This is a genomic window from Pseudomonas fluorescens group sp. PF-1 (assembly GCF_054481335.1).
The window spans coordinates 1840897-1857636 of sequence record NZ_JBTMNG010000002.1; the positions used below are offsets into that span (position 1 = coordinate 1840897).

Below are 16740 nucleotides of genomic sequence, written 5' to 3' on the forward strand. Positions count from 1 at the left end.
GGAAAACGCCATGACCAAGGCTCTGGCTGATATGCGTCGCGACTACACCCGTGATGGCCTGACCGAGGCGCAAGCGCCGGCCGAGCCGTTTGCGCTGTTCCACCAGTGGTTCGCTGATGCGGTGAAAACCGAACAGGCACCGGTGGAGGCAAACGCCATGACCTTGGCCACTGTCGATCAGGACGGTCGACCGCATTGCCGTATCCTGTTGCTCAAGGGCCTGGACGCCCAGGGCTTCACCTTCTTCACCAATTACGACAGTGCAAAGGGTCAGCACCTGGCCGAGAACCCGTTCGCGGCCATGACTTTTTTCTGGCCAACCCTGGAGCGTCAGGTGCGCATCGAGGGGCGGGTTGAGAAGGTCACGCCTGAAGAGTCCGACGCTTACTATCAGGTTCGCCCATTGGGCAGCCGCCTCGGTGCCTGGGCGTCGCCCCAAAGCCGGGTGATTGCCGATCGCGCGGAGCTGGAAGCGCTGCTCAAAGATACCGAGCAACGATTCAGCGACACCCAGCCGCATTGCCCGGAACATTGGGGCGGTTACCGTCTGGTGCCGCAGCGCATCGAGTTCTGGCAAGGCCGCCCAAGCCGCCTGCACGACCGCCTCAACTATCGCCTGCAGGGTGCCGACTGGCTTCTTGAGCGTCTGGCACCTTAAGCGCCTACTGGTCGGGATAGCCTGCCGCAGCGGCCTCCAGCCATTGCGGCAGGTCTCGGCGTTTGATCTTTTGCGCGTGAGCGCTCGCCAGTTGCTGGAGCATGAACGCCTTTTTCCGTTCGTCCTTCCCAGCCAGTGCCAGCGCCAGATCGCGGTCCATCCAGCGTTTGATCCTTACGTACAGCCACCAGTGGAAATACAGACCGGCAACCGTAGTGACGACAATGATAAAGTAATCCATGAAAATCCTGGTTCAGTCGCGCAGATCGAGAAATTTGCCACTACCGTGTGATTAATTCGTGAGAATGCCTGTACAAGGCCTGAATCAGAACATTTTTATCCGGGCGATGCCGTGACAGGCGTCAAGCTGCGGAGTTAAATGATTACCCGTCCTTTGGAGTTAATGCTATGCGTAAGTCTGTTCTGCTGGTTGCTTCCTTTTCCACGATGGCGATGTTGCTCACCGGCTGCCAATCGAGCCTGACCGGTGACTCCTACTCCCGTGACGAAGCACGTCGCGTGCAGACCGTCCGAATGGGCACCATCGAATCCCTGCGTCCGGTGAAAATCGAAGGCACCAAGACCCCGATCGGCGGCCTCGCCGGTGCAGCTGTCGGCGGCGTTGGCGGCAGCGCCATCGGTGGCGGCAAGGGCAGCATCGTCGCGGCAGTCATCGGCGCAGTCGCCGGCGGCCTGGTGGGTTCGGCAGCCGAAGAAGGCCTGACGCGTACCCAGGGTGTCGAGATCACCGTACGCGAAGACGACGGCAGCATGCGCGCCTACGTTCAGGAAGTTCAGCCAAACGAAGTGTTCCGTGTGGGTGAGCGTGTTCGCATTTCCACCGTTGGCGGGACCAGCCGCGTTTCGCACTAAGCCGGAATAAGGTTAAAAGAAAACCCCGATCAGGTGAGCTGGTCGGGGTTTTTTGTTGCGCCAGCCATTACTGATGACACTTGGCCGGGACAGGTTGTGGCTTCAGAGCGACACTTTGACGGCCTGGAAAGTAGCCTCTGATGTTCAGTAAGGCAACGTAGCGTGCTTGCGACTCGCCATGGCCGTCACCGCATAACCGATCAACGCCGCCAATATCGAACCGGTCAAAATCCCCATTCGATCCATGCCCGCATAGTCGCTGGCGCCCGGTTCGAAGGCCAGGGAGCCGACGAACAGGCTCATGGTGAAACCGATGCCACAGAGAATCGCCACACCCAGCACCTGACCCCAATTGGCGCCTTGGGGCAGGGCGGCGATGCCTGTTTTCACCGCCAGCCAGGTTAAGCCGAACACACCGAGGGTTTTGCCGAGCAGCAGGCCGACCGCAATGCCCATCGGCACGTCGTGGGTGAAGCTGTCGACGGTGACGCCGCTCAGGGACAGGCCGGCGTTGGCAAAGGCGAACAGCGGCAGGATGCCGTACGCTACCCATGGATGCAGCGCGTGCTCCAGGGTCAGCAGCGGCGAGGGTTCGGCATTTTTCGTGCGCAGTGGGATGCAGAACGCCAGAGTCACGCCGGCCAGCGTGGCGTGCACGCCGCTCTTGAGCACACAGACCCAAAGGATCAGGCCGATGATCATGTACGGCCCGAGCTTGACCACGCCGAGTCGGTTCATCGCGATCAACGCCGCAATACAGGCGGCGGCCAGTGCCAGGGACAGGGTCGACAGCGCACCGGAGTAGAAAATGGCAATGATGATGATCGCGCCGAGGTCGTCGATGATCGCCAGGGTCATGAGGAACAGTTTCAACGAGACCGGGACGCGTTTGCCCAGCAGTGCCAGTACGCCCAGCGCGAAGGCGATATCGGTGGCGGTCGGGATCGCCCAGCCGTTCAAGGCCGGTGGATTGTCACGGTTGAGGAACCAGTAGATCAGCGCCGGCACCACCATGCCGCCAATGGCGGCCGCGCCGGGCAGGACGATCTGTGAGGGTTTCGACAATTGCCCGTCGAGTACTTCGCGCTTAACTTCCAGACCGATCAGCAGGAAGAACAGCGCCATCAGGCCGTCATTGATCCAAAGCAGCAGCGGCTTGGCGATTTTCAAGGCGCCGACCTGGGCAACCACGGGGGTGTCCAGCAGGCCGTTGTACAGCCACGACAGCGGGGAGTTGTTGATGACTAAAGCGAGGACAGCTGCAGCGATCAGTAACAGACCGCTGGCAGCTTCCAACTGAAAGAAACGCGTGAAAGTGCTACGCAGAGGCAAGGTCGCTCTCCATCGGTGAATTCAAAAGGTGGGACACCCTAACCCGTACGGTTAGTTGTTAAAACAAAAGTTATATTCTTTTTTGTTATATGTCGTTACAACGCGATTGTCCCGCAAGAACTTGAGCCTAGCAGTTGCCGGGCGTATTGAAGCTCAGCTGTACCTGTGCGTGATGTAGGATTTTTCCTAAGCTTGATGGCTGAGGCTTGTGACATGGCCGACTCCTGCCCGATTCCACGAGAAAACCACCATGAGCGACAACCGACAGTGGGCCCGCGAAGCCATCCGGATCATTGAAGCCGACTTCCAGCGTAGCGCCGACACCCACCTGATCCCTTTGCCGCTGCCGGGTTTTCCGGGCATCGAGTTGTACTTCAAGGACGAATCCAGTCATCCCACTGGCAGCCTCAAACACCGCTTGGCTCGTTCTCTGTTCCTCTATGCGTTGTGTAATGGCTGGCTCAAGCCCGGCGCGCCGGTGATCGAGGCGTCCAGCGGCTCGACGGCGATTTCCGAGGCATACTTCGCCCGCATGCTGGGTTTGCCGTTCATTGCGGTGATGCCGGCGACCACCTCCAGGGAAAAAATCGCACAGATCGCGTTCTACGGTGGCCAGAGCCATCTGGTGGATGATCCGACGCAGATCTATGCCGAGTCCGAACGCCTGGCCCGTGAGCACGATGGGCACTTCATCGATCAGTTCACTTACGCCGAGCGCGCCACCGACTGGCGGGCGAACAACAACATCGCCGAGTCGATTTTCCAGCAGATGCGTTTCGAGCAGCACCCGGAGCCGAGCTGGCTGATTTCCAGCCCCGGCACCGGTGGCACCACGGCGACCCTGGGGCGTTACGTGCGTTATCGCCAGCATTGCACCCGCGTGCTGTGTGCCGATGCCGAGCGCTCGGTGTTTTTCGATTACTACCAGAGCGGCGATGCCAGCCTGAGTCTTGACCATGGCTCGCGGATAGAAGGAATTGGCCGGCCACGGGTGGAGGCATCGTTCCTGCCCAAGGTGATCGATGCGATGGTCAAGGTTCCGGATGCGCTGTCGCTGGCCGCCATGCATTACCTGGCCGAGCGTTTGGGGCGTCATGTGGGCGGATCGAGCGGAACCAACCTGATCGGCGCCTTGATGGCAGCGCAGCAGATGACGGTGGCGGGGGAGGCGGGGTCAATCGTGGCGATATTGTGTGATGGCGGCGAACGCTACGCCACGACTTACTACAATCAAGCCTGGCTCAAGGCCCAGGGGTATGAGCTGACCGGTTTGATCGCGGCGGTTGCGGCGACGGTCGAGCGGGGTGAGCCGTTGCCGGCCAGCATTCTGCGCGCCAATATCTGAGGTCTTTCAAATATCCCAAGCACCCTGTGGGAGCGAGCTCCCACAGGGTGTTGTTCTAGGCTTGCAGGCCGAGAATATCCCGCGCCACGGCTTCGGCGATGCGAATACCATCGACACCCGCCGACAGAATCCCCCCCGCATACCCTGCACCTTCACCGGCCGGGAACAAGCCCTTCACGTTCAGGCTCTGCATCGACTCATTACGGGTAATGCGTAGCGGCGACGAAGTACGGGTTTCGATCCCGGTCAACACCGCGTCATGCAGCGAGTAACCACGGATCTGCTTCTCGAACGCCGGCAAGGCTTCGCGAATCGCTTCGATGGCGAATTCCGGCAGGGCCAGGGCCAGGTCGCCCAAGGCAACGCCCGGCTTGTAGGACGGCTCGACAGTGCCCAGCTCGGTGGACGGCTTGCCGGCAATGAAGTCGCCGACCAGTTGCGCCGGGGCCTCATAGTTGCTGCCGCCCAGCACAAAAGCGTGGGACTCCAGGCGTTCCTGCAACTCGATACCCGCCAGCGGGCCGCCCGGATAATCGACTTCCGGGGTGATGCCAACGACGATCCCGGAGTTGGCGTTGCGCTCGTTGCGCGAGTATTGGCTCATGCCGTTGGTGACGACGCGATTCGGCTCGGAAGTCGCCGCCACTACCGTTCCGCCTGGGCACATGCAGAAGCTGTAGACCGAGCGGCCGTTCTTGGCGTGGTGCACCAGTTTGTAATCGGCGGCGCCGAGTTTCGGGTGGCCGGCGTACTTGCCAAGGCGTGCGCGATCGATCAGCGATTGCGGGTGCTCGATACGGAAGCCCACCGAGAACGGTTTGGCTTCCATGAACACGCCGCGGCCATGCAGCATGCGGAACGTGTCGCGGGCACTGTGGCCGAGGGCCAGGATCACGTGTTTCGAATGAATCTGCTCGCCACCATTGAGTTCGACGCCGACCAGCTGGCCGTCGTCGATCAGCACATCGGTAACCCGTTGCTGGAAGCGTACTTCGCCACCCAGGGCGCGAATCTGCTCACGCATGTTTTCCACGACGCCTGTCAGACGGAACGTACCGATGTGCGGTTTGCTGACGTAGAGGATTTCTTCCGGCGCACCGGCCTTGACGAACTCGTGCAGGACCTTGCGACCGAGGAATTTCGGGTCCTTGATCTGGCTGTAGAGCTTGCCGTCGGAGAACGTTCCCGCACCGCCTTCACCGAACTGCACGTTGGATTCGGGGTTGAGCACGTTTTTACGCCACAGGCCCCAGGTGTCCTTGGTGCGCTGGCGCACTTCGGTACCGCGTTCGAGGATGATCGGCTTGAAACCCATCTGTGCCAGCAGCAGCCCGGCAAAAATCCCGCAGGGGCCGAAGCCGACGACGATCGGGCGTGCGCTCAGATCAGTCGGCGCCTGGCCGACCATTTTGTAACTGACATCCGGTGCCACGTTGACGTTACGGTCATCGGCGAACTTGTGCAGAACCGAGGCCTCATCGCGCAATGTGAGGTCGATGGTGTAGATGAAGCACAGCTCGGAAGATTTCTTGCGCGCATCGTAGCTGCGCTTGAACAAGGTGAAGTCGAGCAGGTCATCGCTGGCGATGCCCAGGCGCTGCACAATGGCAGGGCGCAGGTCTTCATCGGGATGGTCGATCGGCAACTTGAGTTCGGTGATTCGTAACATGACGGGATCCGGTTCGCGGGGCGCACAACTGCGCCAGGGCGTTTGAAGCGGGCGATTATAAGCCTCAAACGCCCGGTCCCGTGAGGCAAAAACGATCAGTCGTTGCGCGATCCGCCGAAATACCCGCAACCACGCTGAACCTGCCCGTCGATGCGCAACTCGGCACTCATGTGCTGAATACTGCCGGTGCTGGCGTCGACGCAGCGTTGTGGCGCGACCCACAGTTCGATGTGCTGATTGTTGGCTTCGGTGCTGAGGTTGAAGCGGCCATCGCCCAGTTGTTCTTCTACGTAGGGGACGGCGAGGGGAGGCTGGCCTGCACGGCCGATGACCATGCCCTTGCCGCTGACGTTGACGCTCCACTCCGGAGAATGGCCGGCCGCGCGCAGGATCAGCCGTTTGAAGTTGGGGTCGTCACAGGCGTTGCCCGAACGCTCGACGCGGTACAGCGTTTCCAGGTCGAACTGACCGTCGCCGCTGCCGGGAACGATTCGCCCGCGCACATCGGCAAACAGCTTGCCCTGGGCGTCGGCCAGGCTGGCAGCCTGTTGCAGGACACTGGTGCCGCCCGTGTCGTTGACCAAATAACGACGCTGCTCGCCGCAAGGCTGGAACAACAGCTTGCCATCAGCTGCGCTCAACTGGCCCTGCAGGCGGGTCTGGCCGACATGGGAGGCGCTTTCACGCGAGCCATCGAGTAACTGACACGCGGCGAACAGCGGAAGCAAGGCAACGAGGACGAGGGAACGGGCAACACGCATCTTGGGGTCTCCTGACAAGTGCCGCCACGTTACTCAGCCTGACCGTTCATCACAAGGCTTTAGCCCACGTGAATGGTCTGGCCTGTCTGCAGGCCTTCCACGCTTTTCGCGTAGGCCAGTGCGACATCCGCCGCAGGAACCGGTTTGAAGCCACGGAAGTACGGCGCGTATTTGCCCATGGCTTCGACGAGCACGTTCGGGCTGATCGAATTCACTCGCAGGCCGCGTGGCAGTTCGATGGCGGCGGCGCGGACGAAACTGTCCAGTGCACCGTTGACCAGCGCTGCCGACGCGCCGCTACGTATCGGGTCGTGGCTGAGCACGCCAGTGGTGAAGGTGAATGAGGCGCCGTCATTGGCGTACTCGCGACCGATCAACAGCAGATTGACCTGACCCATCAGTTTGTCTTTGAGGCCGAGGGCGAAACTCTCTTCCGTCATATCGGCCAGTGGTGCGAAGGTCACGTTACCGGCGGCGCAGATCAGCGCGTCGAATTTTCCGGTCTGCTCGAACAGTTTGCGAATCGACGCGCTGTCGCTGATGTCCACCTGAAAATCACCGCTCTTGCGGCCGATACGAACGATCTCATGGCGTTGAGACAGTTCCTTGTCGACTGCTGAACCGATGGTGCCGCCTGCGCCGATCAAAAGAATTTTCATGGTGCTGATCCTCGATTGGGTTGTATGAGACCTCAGTTTAGAGTGGTTTTTTACGTTGATAAGCGCGCTAATAGGCAACCTTTGGTTTTCAAATGGAAACAATCCATGAGTGAAATGGATGATCTCGCGGCGTTCGCGGTACTGGTCGAGGCGGGGAGCTTTACCTTGGCGGCGCAACAATTGGGTTGCAGCAAGGGGCAATTGTCCAAGCGTATCAGTCAGCTGGAAGCGCAGTTTTCCGTGGTCTTGCTGCAGCGCACCACTCGGCGTTTGAGCCTGACGGCTGCGGGCGCTGCCTTGCTGCCGCAGGCGCAGGCGCTGGTGGTGCAGGTCGAGCGGGCGCGTCAGGCATTGGCGCGACTGAAGGACGACATGGCCGGGCCGGTGCGGATGACGGTTCCGGTTTCCCTCGGGGAAACCTTCTTCGATGGCCTGTTGCTGGAGTTCTCCAGCCAGTACCCAGAAGTGCAGATCGAGTTGGACCTGAGCAATAACTATCGCGATTTATCTCGTGATGGCTATGACCTCGCGGTTCGCTCGGAGGTGGCTAACGATCAGCGTCTGGTGGCACGCCCGCTGTTGGCGTGGCACGAGATGACCTGCGCCAGCCCTGCGTATCTCGAACAATATGGCGAGCCGCTGGCGCCTCAGGCATTGGCCGATCATCGTTGCCTGCTCAACAGCCACTACAGCGGTCGCGAAGAATGGCTGTATCACCAGCAACACGAATTGTTGCGGGTACGTGTGTCCGGGCCGTTTGCCAGCAACCATTACAACTTGTTGAAGAAGGCCGCCCTGGCCGGGGCGGGTATCGCGCGTTTGCCGTCCTACTTGCTGCCGGCGGAATTGGCTGACGGACGTTTGCGCTGGCTCCTGCGCGATTACCAGACCCGGAGCATGCCGATGTACCTGGTGCATCCGTATCAGGGTGGGCTGCCCAAGCGTACGCAAGTGTTGTCTGATTATCTGATTGGCTGGTTCAAACGCAGTGGGGAGGCGTTGGATCGACTGTAGGCGCGAGCTTGTTTCGGGCGGTATTCCGACGATGGTCGTCAACCATGACAAGGAATGTTTCGATGAGCGCTGCGCTCTCAGGTTCTTCGCGAGCAAGCTCGCTCCTACAGTGGATCTTCATGGTTTTAGAGGTTGGCAGGCATAAAAAAACGGCCCGCAAAGGCCGTTTTCTGGTTACCGCAATCGCTTAGCCGCCGAGGTACGCTTCGCGCACTTTCGGGTCGGTCAGCAAGGCTTCACCGGTGCCTTGCATCACGACCCGGCCGTTTTCCAGCACGTAGGCACGGTCAGCGATTTTCAGCGCCTGGTTGGCGTTTTGCTCTACCAGGAACACCGTCACACCGTCCTTGCGCAACTGTTCGATGATGTCGAAGATCTGCTGGATGATGATCGGTGCCAGGCCCAACGATGGCTCGTCGAGCAGCAGCAGCTTGGGTTTGCTCATCAGCGCACGGCCGATGGCAAGCATTTGCTGTTCGCCGCCGGACATGGTGCCGCCGCGTTGGCTAAAGCGCTCTTTCAGGCGTGGGAAAAGTCCGAGGACCTTGTCCATTTGTTCCTGGTAATCGCCCTTCGCGGTAAAGAAACCACCCATGGAGAGGTTCTCTTCCACGGTCAGGCGCGAGAACACCCGGCGACCTTCCGGCACCACGGCGATGCTCTTGCGCATGATCTGCGCCGAGGTTTGCCCCACGAGCTCTTCACCCAAGTAACGGATGCTGCCGCTGTGGGCTTGCGGCGAGCCGCAGAGGGTCATCAGCAGGGTGGATTTGCCTGCGCCGTTGGCGCCGATCAGCGTGACGATTTCGCCCTGACGGATTTCCACGTTGACGCTGTGCAGGGCCTGGATCTTGCCATAGAAGGTGGAAACGTTTTCGAACTGCAGCATTTACGCTTCCCCCAGGTAGGCTTTGATCACTTCAGGATTGTCGCGGATCTGTTCCGGCGTGCCGTCGGCCAGAGGCGTGCCCTGGTTGATCACGACGATGTGGTCGGAAATGCTCATGACCAGTTTCATGTCGTGTTCGATCAGCAGCACGGTGACGTTGTGCTCTTCACGCAGCACGCTGATCAGCGCCTTGAGGTCTTCGGTTTCCTTCGGGTTCAGGCCGGCTGCGGGCTCGTCGAGCATGAGGATCCGCGGGCGGGTCATCATGCAGCGAGCGATTTCCAGGCGACGTTGCTGACCGTAGGCCAGCGTGCCGGCCGGACGGTTGGCGAACTCCTTGAGATGAACTTTTTCCAGCCAGTATTCGGCGAAATCCATGGCCTCGCGTTCGCTTTTGCGGAACGACGGGGTCTTGAACAGGCCGGACAGGAAGTTGGTGTTCAGGTGACGATGCTGGGCGATCAAGAGGTTCTCGACCGCAGTCATGTCCTTGAACAACCGCACGTTCTGGAAGGTTCGCACCACGCCTTTGAGGGCGATCTTGTGGCCCGGCAGGCCCTCGATCGGCTCGCCGTCCAGCAGGATGCTGCCACCGCTCGGCTTGTAGAAGCCGGTCAGGCAGTTGAACACGGTGGTCTTGCCGGCGCCGTTGGGGCCGATCAGGGCGACCACTTGTTTCTCTTTCACGCTCAAGGCTACGCCGTTGACCGCCAGCAAGCCGCCGAAGCGCATGCTCAGGTTTTCTACTTTCAGGATCTCGCGGCTCATTTGCGCAGCTCCATGTGAGGACGTTGCATGGGCAGCAGACCCTGAGGGCGCCAGATCATCATCAGTACCATCAAGGCACCGAACATCAACATGCGGTACTCACTGAACTCACGCATCATTTCCGGCAACAGGATCATCACCACGGCCGCGAGGATCACGCCCAACTGCGAGCCCATGCCACCCAGCACGACGATGGCGAGAATGATCGCCGACTCGATGAAGGTGAAGGATTCCGGCGTTACCAGGCCCTGACGGGCAGCGAAGAAGCTGCCGGCAAAACCGGCGAAGCTGGCGCCCAGGGTAAAGGCTGAAAGCTTGATCACGGTCGGGTTGAGGCCCAGTGCTCGGCAGGCGATTTCGTCTTCACGCAAGGCTTCCCACGCGCGACCCAGCGGCATGCGCAGCAAGCGGTTGATGACGAACAGCGCAGCCAAAGCCAGGAGCAACGCAACCAGGTAAAGGAAGATCACCTTGTTGATCGAGTTGTATTCCAGGCCGAAGTACTCGTGGAAAGTCTGCATCCCTTCGGCGGCTTTACGTTCGAAGGTCAGGCCGAAGAACGTCGGTTTCTCGATGTTGCTGATGCCGTTCGGACCGCCAGTGAGGCCGGTCAGGTTACGCAGGAACAGACGGATGATCTCACCAAAGCCCAGGGTCACGATCGCCAGGTAGTCACCGCGCAGACGCAGTACCGGGAAACCGAGCAGGAAGCCGAAGGTGGCGGACATCAGGCCAGCGATTGGCAGGCAGATCCAGAAGCTCAGGCCGTAGTAATGCGACAGCAGCGCATAGCTGTAGGCGCCGACGGCGTAGAAGCCGACGTAACCGAGGTCGAGCAGGCCGGCCAGGCCGACCACGATGTTCAGGCCGAGGCCGAGCATCACGTAGATCAGCACCAGGGTCGCGATGTCCACCGCGCCGCGAGAGCCGAAGAACGGCCAGACCAGCGCACCGGCGATCAGCGCAATGATGATCCAGCGCTGGGTGGTCGGCAGGGTCAGGAAATTACTGGCCTTGGCCGGAATCAGCGGCACGCCGGGTGAGGAACGCCAGGCCGAGCTGATCTCCCGGTCGAAGATCACGCGCAGGAACATCAGCACCGAGCACACGGCGATGGTGATCAGCGTGGCGTTGCTGGTGCCATGGACTTCGAGGTTGATGCCAACGATGGTCAGCTTCAGACCGAGTACCGGGTAGGCCACGGCCCACACCAGCAAGGCGCTGAACAGCGCCTGTTTAAGATTCCTAGTCATACTTTCTCAACCTCCGGACGGCCCAGCAGGCCGGTTGGCCGGAACAACAACACCAGAACCAATAGGCCGAACGCCACGACGTCCTTGTACTGGTCGCCGAAGATATCGGCACCGAAAGCTTCCGCCACGCCAAGTACCAGCCCGCCGAGCATGGCGCCCGGAATGCTGCCGATACCGCCCAATACCGCAGCGGTGAAGGCCTTGAGGCCGACGAGGAAACCGGCGTTCGGGTTGATCACGCCATATTGCATGCTCAGCAGCACGGCCGCGACGGCCGCCAGCGCGGCACCGATGACGAAGGTCAGGGCGATGATGTTGTTGGTGTTGATACCCAGCAGGTTGGCCATCTTGATGTCTTCGGCGCAGGCACGGCAGGCGCGACCCAGGCGAGAGCGGGAGATGAACAGCGTCAGGCCGAGCATGGCGACCAGGGTCACCACGAACACCACGATTTGCATGTAGGAAATCAGCACTTCATGTGCGCCACCTGGCCCGATGGAGAAGTTGCCCGGAATCAGGTTGGGAATGGATTTGTCCTTGGAGTCTTGCGCCAACAGAACCGTGTTCTGCAGGAAGATCGACATGCCGATGGCGGAAATCAGCGGGATCAGACGGTTGCTGCCGCGAAGTGGGCGGTAAGCGATCCGTTCGATGCTGTAACCGTAGGCACTGGTTACCACGATGGTGGCGAGAAAAGCGGCGGTCATCAACAGTGGAACACTGTCGAGTCCCAGCATGGTCAGTCCGGCGATGGCGATGAACGCCACGTAGGAACCGATCATGTACACCTCGCCGTGGGCGAAGTTGATCATTCCAATGATGCCGTAAACCATCGTATAGCCGATGGCGATCAGGGCATACGTGCTGCCAATGGTCAGACCATTAACCAGCTGTTGGAAGAAGTGATAGATGTCAGGCATTACAGCGCTCCTAAAAACCTGATACGCATTTCACTGGTGGAGTCATTTTCCCGCTCGAGCCCCATGGATCTGCATCCACTTCGAATTCGAGGTTTGCCAGCGAACCGCTGATGACGGTTTTGAGATTTTCAGGTGGGGAGACTAGCGGATCACGCCAGCACGGCCCAATACGTTCGTAAAACAAAGCCCACGGCACGCCGTGGGCTTTGTTGGCAGTCAGTCAGGCAAGGCCTTACTGAGGCGAAACTTCAGTTTTAGGTTTACCGAAGTGCCACTCGTAAACCACGAACTTGAAGTCTTTCAGGTCGCCCTTGGCGTCGAAGCTCAGGTCGCCAGTTGGAGTCTTGAAAGAGCCTGCGTGGATGGCAGCAGCCACTTTGGCAGTGTCTTCGCTCTTGGCGGCAGCGATACCACCGGCAATGACTTCAACAGCCGAGTAGGCCGGGAACACGAACGGACCGCTTGGATCTTCTTTCTTGGCCTTGAACGCATCAGCCAGGGCAACGTTGGCCGGGTCCTGGTCGAAGGATTTCGGCAGGGTCACCAGCAGGCCTTCGGAAGCGTCCTTGGCGATCTGCGAAATGGAGTCGTTACCCACGCCTTCCGGACCCATGAACTTGGCCTTCAGGCCTTTTTCCTGGGATTGACGCAGGATCAGACCCAGCTCCGGGTGGTAGCCGCCGTAGTAGACGAAGTCGACGTTGGATTGCTTGAGCTTGGAGATCATCGAAGAGAAGTCTTTGTCGCCGGCGTTGATGCCTTCGAATACGGCAACCTTGACGCCTTTCTTCTCGAGGGTCTGTTTCACGGCGGTGGCGATGCCTTCACCGTATTGCTGTTTGTCGTGCAGCACAGCAACGATTTTCGGTTTTACGTGATCGGCAATGTAGTTACCGGCGGCAGGGCCCTGGGCGCTGTCCAGACCGATGGTGCGGAACACCATTTTGTAACCACGGGCGGTGATGTCCGGGCTGGTGGCAGCCGGGGTGATCATGATCACGCCTTCGTCTTCGTAGATGTCCGAAGCCGGTTGAGTGGAGCTGGAGCACAGGTGGCCAACCACGAACTTCACGCCGTCGTTGACGACTTTGTTCGCAACCGCGACCGCTTGTTTTGGATCACAGGCGTCATCGTATTCAACGGCTTCGAGTTTCTTGCCGTCGACGCCGCCCTTGGCGTTGATTTGCTCGATGGCCATTTTGGCGCCACTGAACTGCATGTCGCCGTATTGGGCTACAGGGCCGGTTTTAGGGCCGGCGATGCCGATCTTGATGGTGTCAGCTGCGAACGAATGGCTGGCAACCCCGGCCAGAACCATAGCGGCAAACAGTTTGGAAATCTGCTTAGTAGCCTTAGTCATAGTGCTCCACTCTTACTGTTGTATTTTTTATAGTCCTGGCGCCTTGGGCGGCAGAACCGGGTCAGATATCCACGACATCCCCCGGAAATGCCCCTCGGCAACTGTACCGGTACAGTGTAGAGCGCCGATTGTCAGCCTGGGAAGCTGGCGGCGGGGGGCAAAACTTTGGGGTGTCGCTTTTTTGAAAGAAAAAGACAGAATTGCGGCGGGGCTTTGGAGTGCTTATAGCCAGATTCCGTGCATTCCTTGGCGTTCCTGCTCTTTTCATTCGGTGACTCAACGTGCAACTGGGTTTTTCTATCAGGATCACCGACGTTATCATTGCGTCGATTTCTTATCCGGACAGGAACCCATGACTCAAGAACCTAGCACCCTCTATGCCAAGCTGCTTGGTGAAACGGCATCTATCACCTGGAAGGAGTTGGAGCCGTTCTTCGCCAAGGGTGCCCTATTGTGGGTCGACCCCGGTCTGGATTTGATCGCCGCGGCCGAAGCCGTGGCCACCGATGAGGGGGAGAAAGTGGCTGCCTGGCTGGCTGCCGATCAGGTCGCCAAGCTGTCTGAAACGCGGGCGCTGGATCTGTTTGAACGTGATCCCGAGTTGTGGGCGGTGGTCGTTTCGCCGTGGATAATGATCCAGGAAAGGGCAAAGCCATAAATGCCCGCACTTGTTTGGTGCGTGACGTCGCCAGCTAAAAGTGTGTAGGCGAGTAGCGTGATGGCACGTTGCCGTAGAGAAAGGCCACAGCCTCACGGTGACGTAAACGTAACGGGAACAGTTAAGAGAGCAGCCGAAGGGCTGCTCAATTGTTTCTGGATGTTGAGATTTGTGTGGCGGGCAAGGTCGTCATCGCGAGCAAGCTTGCTCGCGATTCGCCACGACGCGGTCTGGCGCCGGTCTTAGTAAGCGGTTTTACCCGTGTGGTTATTCAGCGAAATGACCTTGGTCTTGCCGATGCGGTGGCGGTAGATCTCGCGCAGGTATTTGATGGCTTTTTTCACGCAATCCCGGGACAGGCGAATGTCGTTGATCGAGACGAACTTGTCCTTGTCATTGATCAGTTCGCGATACTTTTTCTCATACATCGGCTTGATCGCGTACCAGTTGGTATCGAGGATCTTGGCCGGGTTCTCGAACTCGTTGAGCAGGTCGTCGATCAAACCCTCGTCGAAGTGATCATGGATGATGAAGTCCAGGATCGAGTTGTCGAGGGTCTCATCGAAGCGGTACGGGTTTTTTGCGAAGCAACGCTTGATGAAGGCAACGATCAGCGTCAGGAAGTCGTCCGACAGGCATGGGCTCTTGGCGATCAGCGTGGTCAGGGACAGGTTGGCCGAGGCGCCGATCACCAGTGCATAGCGCTTGAGCGTGGTGTTGGGGAACAGGCTGTTGAGGTGGGTCTTCAACCGGTTCAGGTCCATGTAGGACAGCTTGTAGTCCTTCGGCAGGGAAACGATCGACACCACCGACGAGCAATTCTTGAAGAAGTGCAGGTCGTGCAGCGCGGCCGCGTCATACCCCGAATTCTTGTACTGCTCCAGCGACGCCCGATAGCGCTTGGACTCAATGGGCAGCAGGCTGATGCCTTCGATGGCTTGAGTGACCTTGTTGAAGTGCGGCAGGTCGATGGAGCGGAAGAACAGGTCATCGATGTTCAGGCGCTGCGGTTCTTTCTCGAACACCTTGAATTTATCGCTGGTCGGCGGCGGGGTTTCCGGCACCACGGATTCGGCGTAGGCAATGGCCACCGGGCCGGCCAGGCTCATGAACAGGTCGTTGGCGTCCAGGCGAATGGTTTCGCCGATGTCGATGCCGGCACGACGGAAATAGTTCTGGTCGTAGTCGGTGGTTACCGCTTGCGCCGTCAGAATGTTGAAGATCTGTTGTGAGATGTATTGGTTGGCGTGCTTTTCCATGGCATTGACATCAATGTTCTGGATATTGCCGTCATCGCTCTCTTCGGCGTAACGCATGATGTCGTTGGAGATCAGCATCATGGCATTCCATGGGCGGATACGGCCCATGACGCTGGCTTCGCTGCTGTCCTCGTTGGCGAAGTTGTAGGAGAAGTCCCACTCTTCCGACAGGTATTTGCACAGCAGGCGACCGGCGTTGATGTGCAAGGCTTCGGACATTTCGCTGCGATGATCGGAAATGTTCGGCAGCACGCAGATACCGCTGGTGAAAATCGGTTCGAAGACGAAGGAATGACCACTCTTGCCGTCGTGCTCGTCCATCGGCTTGGTGTCGAACGTCTTGTTCATGTACGAGTGCTGCTGGGCCAGGCCGAACTCCGAAGCCATGCCCGAACCGGTACCGCCGCCGGCACTGAAAATCGAGAAATACAGGCGCGACTGGTTGGCCTTGATGCCACAGCTGTCGATCAGGTAGGAGTGAATCATTTTCCAGTCCGGGCTGGAGAAACGCTGGGTGTCCTTGTTGAGGATGATCTTGGCCAGGTACTGGCCGAGGATCGGCGCGTTACCGGCGCCACCGGCGTGGACTTCCGACAGGTCCATGATTTTCATTTTGCTGTAGTCGCGCAGGAAACCGCTTTTTTCGCCCTTGCGCGAAAAACGGATACGGCCGGCGATGTCTTTGTCCAGGTCGCCGAGCATGACCAGCGGTTCTACCAGGAACACCGGTTTGGTGGCCTTGTTCGGCCCCAGGCGCAGGTTGTTGCGAATCCATTGGGCCGGGCTGTAGCCCTTTTCGGCAAAGCGCTTGTCCGGCGACAGGCGATCTTCGTTATTGAATTCGTTGAGATAGAACTTGCGGGCGTTGTACACCAGCTCCGCGACATCCAGCGCGATGTTCGAGCCGCAACGACCCAGGCCGATCAGGCACACCGACGGGAACTCCTGATCGTTGTGCTGTTCGTTATCGCCTTCCAGATGCGACGGGCGCGGGAACACCAGGTCGCGCAGGCCATCGAGGTTGTCGAGGATGCGGTCAGTATTGGTTTCGGTGAAATACAGGTATTGCTGGGTCGCCAGCGGGCGGGACGGGAGCAATGGCTTCGACGGCATTGGGGCGGGGCTGTTCGCCGCAGGGCTCAACGTCAGGTCGGATACCACAGGGGCCGGATTGTTTTTAGAAGTCATTGTTCGCCATGTACCTGGGCTGGTGGTCGGGCGACTCGCTGTCGTCGAACCGTCACGGAATGAGAACTCGCGTCTTATATCAGCGCGTATTTGTCCCAAGCTTCAGAGCCATGGCCTGAATGTCGCTCGGGGGA

At 59.3% G+C, this 16740-nt stretch carries 16 protein-coding genes; 5 read left to right on the top strand and 11 right to left on the bottom strand.

The genetic code is table 11. The annotated features are described in order from the left end of the window. The first annotated feature begins 10 nt into the window (after positions 1-10). Positions 11-658, top strand: a complete 648-nt coding sequence (gene pdxH, locus ACX3YD_RS23225; RefSeq protein WP_047526456.1) for a pyridoxamine 5'-phosphate oxidase — start codon at positions 11-13, stop codon at positions 656-658. A 4-nt stretch (positions 659-662) separates the two neighbouring features. Here pdxH and ACX3YD_RS23230 read toward each other — a convergent pair whose 3' ends face one another. Beyond that, positions 663-899, bottom strand: a complete 237-nt coding sequence (locus ACX3YD_RS23230) for a hypothetical protein (protein WP_047526457.1) — start codon at positions 897-899, stop codon at positions 663-665. Between the two features lie 167 nt (positions 900-1066). On the opposite strand from ACX3YD_RS23230, the gene ACX3YD_RS23235 reads away from it, so the two are divergent. Further along, entirely contained in the window at positions 1067-1531 is a 465-nt protein-coding gene (locus ACX3YD_RS23235; RefSeq protein ID WP_047526458.1) for an outer membrane lipoprotein, read from the top strand. Positions 1532-1675: 144 nt separating this feature from the next. On the opposite strand, the gene nhaA is transcribed toward ACX3YD_RS23235, so the two are convergent. After that, positions 1676-2863, bottom strand: coding sequence for a Na+/H+ antiporter NhaA (gene nhaA, locus ACX3YD_RS23240; RefSeq protein ID WP_458961139.1), 1188 nt, complete (start codon positions 2861-2863; stop codon positions 1676-1678). 250 nt (positions 2864-3113) lie between these two features. On the opposite strand from nhaA, the gene ACX3YD_RS23245 reads away from it, so the two are divergent. Further along, the gene (locus tag ACX3YD_RS23245) at positions 3114-4208 is read left to right on the top strand and encodes a PLP-dependent cysteine synthase family protein (RefSeq protein WP_047526461.1); all 1095 of its coding nucleotides are present in this window, start codon (positions 3114-3116) and stop codon (positions 4206-4208) included. Between the two features lie 55 nt (positions 4209-4263). Here ACX3YD_RS23245 and ACX3YD_RS23250 read toward each other — a convergent pair whose 3' ends face one another. From ACX3YD_RS23250 to ACX3YD_RS23260, 3 genes are all read right to left on the bottom strand, one after another. Beyond that, on the bottom strand, positions 4264-5877 hold the full coding sequence (locus ACX3YD_RS23250; RefSeq protein WP_458961140.1) for an NAD(P)/FAD-dependent oxidoreductase: 1614 nt from the start codon (positions 5875-5877) through the stop codon (positions 4264-4266). A gap of 95 nt (positions 5878-5972) precedes the next feature. Continuing rightward, positions 5973-6638: a COG3650 family protein gene (locus ACX3YD_RS23255; protein ID WP_458961141.1), complete on the bottom strand. Its 666-nt coding sequence runs from the start codon at positions 6636-6638 to the stop codon at positions 5973-5975. A 59-nt stretch (positions 6639-6697) separates the two neighbouring features. Continuing rightward, positions 6698-7297, bottom strand: coding sequence for a short chain dehydrogenase (locus tag ACX3YD_RS23260; RefSeq protein WP_047526466.1), 600 nt, complete (start codon positions 7295-7297; stop codon positions 6698-6700). A 105-nt stretch (positions 7298-7402) separates the two neighbouring features. On the opposite strand from ACX3YD_RS23260, the gene ACX3YD_RS23265 reads away from it, so the two are divergent. Then, positions 7403-8311, top strand: a complete 909-nt coding sequence (locus ACX3YD_RS23265) for a LysR family transcriptional regulator (RefSeq protein WP_458961142.1) — start codon at positions 7403-7405, stop codon at positions 8309-8311. A gap of 187 nt (positions 8312-8498) precedes the next feature. Here the strand turns inward: ACX3YD_RS23265 and ACX3YD_RS23270 are convergent, their stop codons facing one another. The 5 genes from ACX3YD_RS23270 to ACX3YD_RS23290 form a co-directional block, all read right to left on the bottom strand. Next, positions 8499-9200, bottom strand: a complete 702-nt coding sequence (locus ACX3YD_RS23270; RefSeq protein ID WP_047526470.1) for an ABC transporter ATP-binding protein — start codon at positions 9198-9200, stop codon at positions 8499-8501. Next, entirely contained in the window at positions 9201-9968 is a 768-nt protein-coding gene (gene livG, locus ACX3YD_RS23275) for a high-affinity branched-chain amino acid ABC transporter ATP-binding protein LivG (RefSeq protein ID WP_047526471.1), read from the bottom strand. Then, positions 9965-11221 carry a high-affinity branched-chain amino acid ABC transporter permease LivM gene (locus ACX3YD_RS23280; RefSeq protein ID WP_103403552.1) on the bottom strand — a complete coding sequence of 419 codons (1257 nt, stop codon included), beginning with the start codon at positions 11219-11221 and terminating at the stop codon, positions 9965-9967. Before ACX3YD_RS23280 ends, livG begins: the two co-directional genes overlap by 4 nt. Beyond that, positions 11218-12141 (bottom strand): high-affinity branched-chain amino acid ABC transporter permease LivH, encoded by a 924-nt coding sequence (gene livH, locus ACX3YD_RS23285; protein ID WP_047526475.1) that lies wholly within the window; start codon positions 12139-12141, stop codon positions 11218-11220. Before livH ends, ACX3YD_RS23280 begins: the two co-directional genes overlap by 4 nt. Positions 12142-12373: 232 nt before the next feature. Then, on the bottom strand, positions 12374-13501 hold the full coding sequence (locus ACX3YD_RS23290) for a branched-chain amino acid ABC transporter substrate-binding protein (protein WP_458961143.1): 1128 nt from the start codon (positions 13499-13501) through the stop codon (positions 12374-12376). Positions 13502-13853: 352 nt separating this feature from the next. Here ACX3YD_RS23290 and ACX3YD_RS23295 point away from each other — a divergent pair, with 352 nt between their 5' ends. Then, on the top strand, positions 13854-14159 hold the full coding sequence (locus ACX3YD_RS23295; RefSeq protein WP_103403551.1) for a DUF2288 domain-containing protein: 306 nt from the start codon (positions 13854-13856) through the stop codon (positions 14157-14159). Positions 14160-14401: 242 nt separating this feature from the next. On the opposite strand, the gene ACX3YD_RS23300 is transcribed toward ACX3YD_RS23295, so the two are convergent. Next, the gene (locus ACX3YD_RS23300) at positions 14402-16606 is read right to left on the bottom strand and encodes a hypothetical protein (RefSeq protein WP_103403550.1); all 2205 of its coding nucleotides are present in this window, start codon (positions 16604-16606) and stop codon (positions 14402-14404) included. Positions 16607-16740: the final 134 nt, after the last annotated feature.

Coding starts and splice junctions, on each gene's coding strand:
- pdxH (WP_047526456.1), top strand. CDS start 11: ATGACCAAGGCTCTGGCTGATATGCGTCGCGACTACACCCGTGATGGC.
- ACX3YD_RS23230 (WP_047526457.1), bottom strand. CDS start 899: ATGGATTACTTTATCATTGTCGTCACTACGGTTGCCGGTCTGTATTTC.
- ACX3YD_RS23235 (WP_047526458.1), top strand. CDS start 1,067: ATGCGTAAGTCTGTTCTGCTGGTTGCTTCCTTTTCCACGATGGCGATG.
- ACX3YD_RS23245 (WP_047526461.1), top strand. CDS start 3,114: ATGAGCGACAACCGACAGTGGGCCCGCGAAGCCATCCGGATCATTGAA.
- ACX3YD_RS23250 (WP_458961140.1), bottom strand. CDS start 5,877: ATGTTACGAATCACCGAACTCAAGTTGCCGATCGACCATCCCGATGAA.
- ACX3YD_RS23255 (WP_458961141.1), bottom strand. CDS start 6,638: ATGCGTGTTGCCCGTTCCCTCGTCCTCGTTGCCTTGCTTCCGCTGTTC.
- ACX3YD_RS23260 (WP_047526466.1), bottom strand. CDS start 7,297: ATGAAAATTCTTTTGATCGGCGCAGGCGGCACCATCGGTTCAGCAGTC.
- ACX3YD_RS23265 (WP_458961142.1), top strand. CDS start 7,403: ATGAGTGAAATGGATGATCTCGCGGCGTTCGCGGTACTGGTCGAGGCG.
- ACX3YD_RS23270 (WP_047526470.1), bottom strand. CDS start 9,200: ATGCTGCAGTTCGAAAACGTTTCCACCTTCTATGGCAAGATCCAGGCC.
- livG (WP_047526471.1), bottom strand. CDS start 9,968: ATGAGCCGCGAGATCCTGAAAGTAGAAAACCTGAGCATGCGCTTCGGC.
- ACX3YD_RS23280 (WP_103403552.1), bottom strand. CDS start 11,221: ATGACTAGGAATCTTAAACAGGCGCTGTTCAGCGCCTTGCTGGTGTGG.
- livH (WP_047526475.1), bottom strand. CDS start 12,141: ATGCCTGACATCTATCACTTCTTCCAACAGCTGGTTAATGGTCTGACC.
- ACX3YD_RS23290 (WP_458961143.1), bottom strand. CDS start 13,501: ATGACTAAGGCTACTAAGCAGATTTCCAAACTGTTTGCCGCTATGGTT.
- ACX3YD_RS23295 (WP_103403551.1), top strand. CDS start 13,854: ATGACTCAAGAACCTAGCACCCTCTATGCCAAGCTGCTTGGTGAAACG.
- ACX3YD_RS23300 (WP_103403550.1), bottom strand. CDS start 16,606: ATGACTTCTAAAAACAATCCGGCCCCTGTGGTATCCGACCTGACGTTG.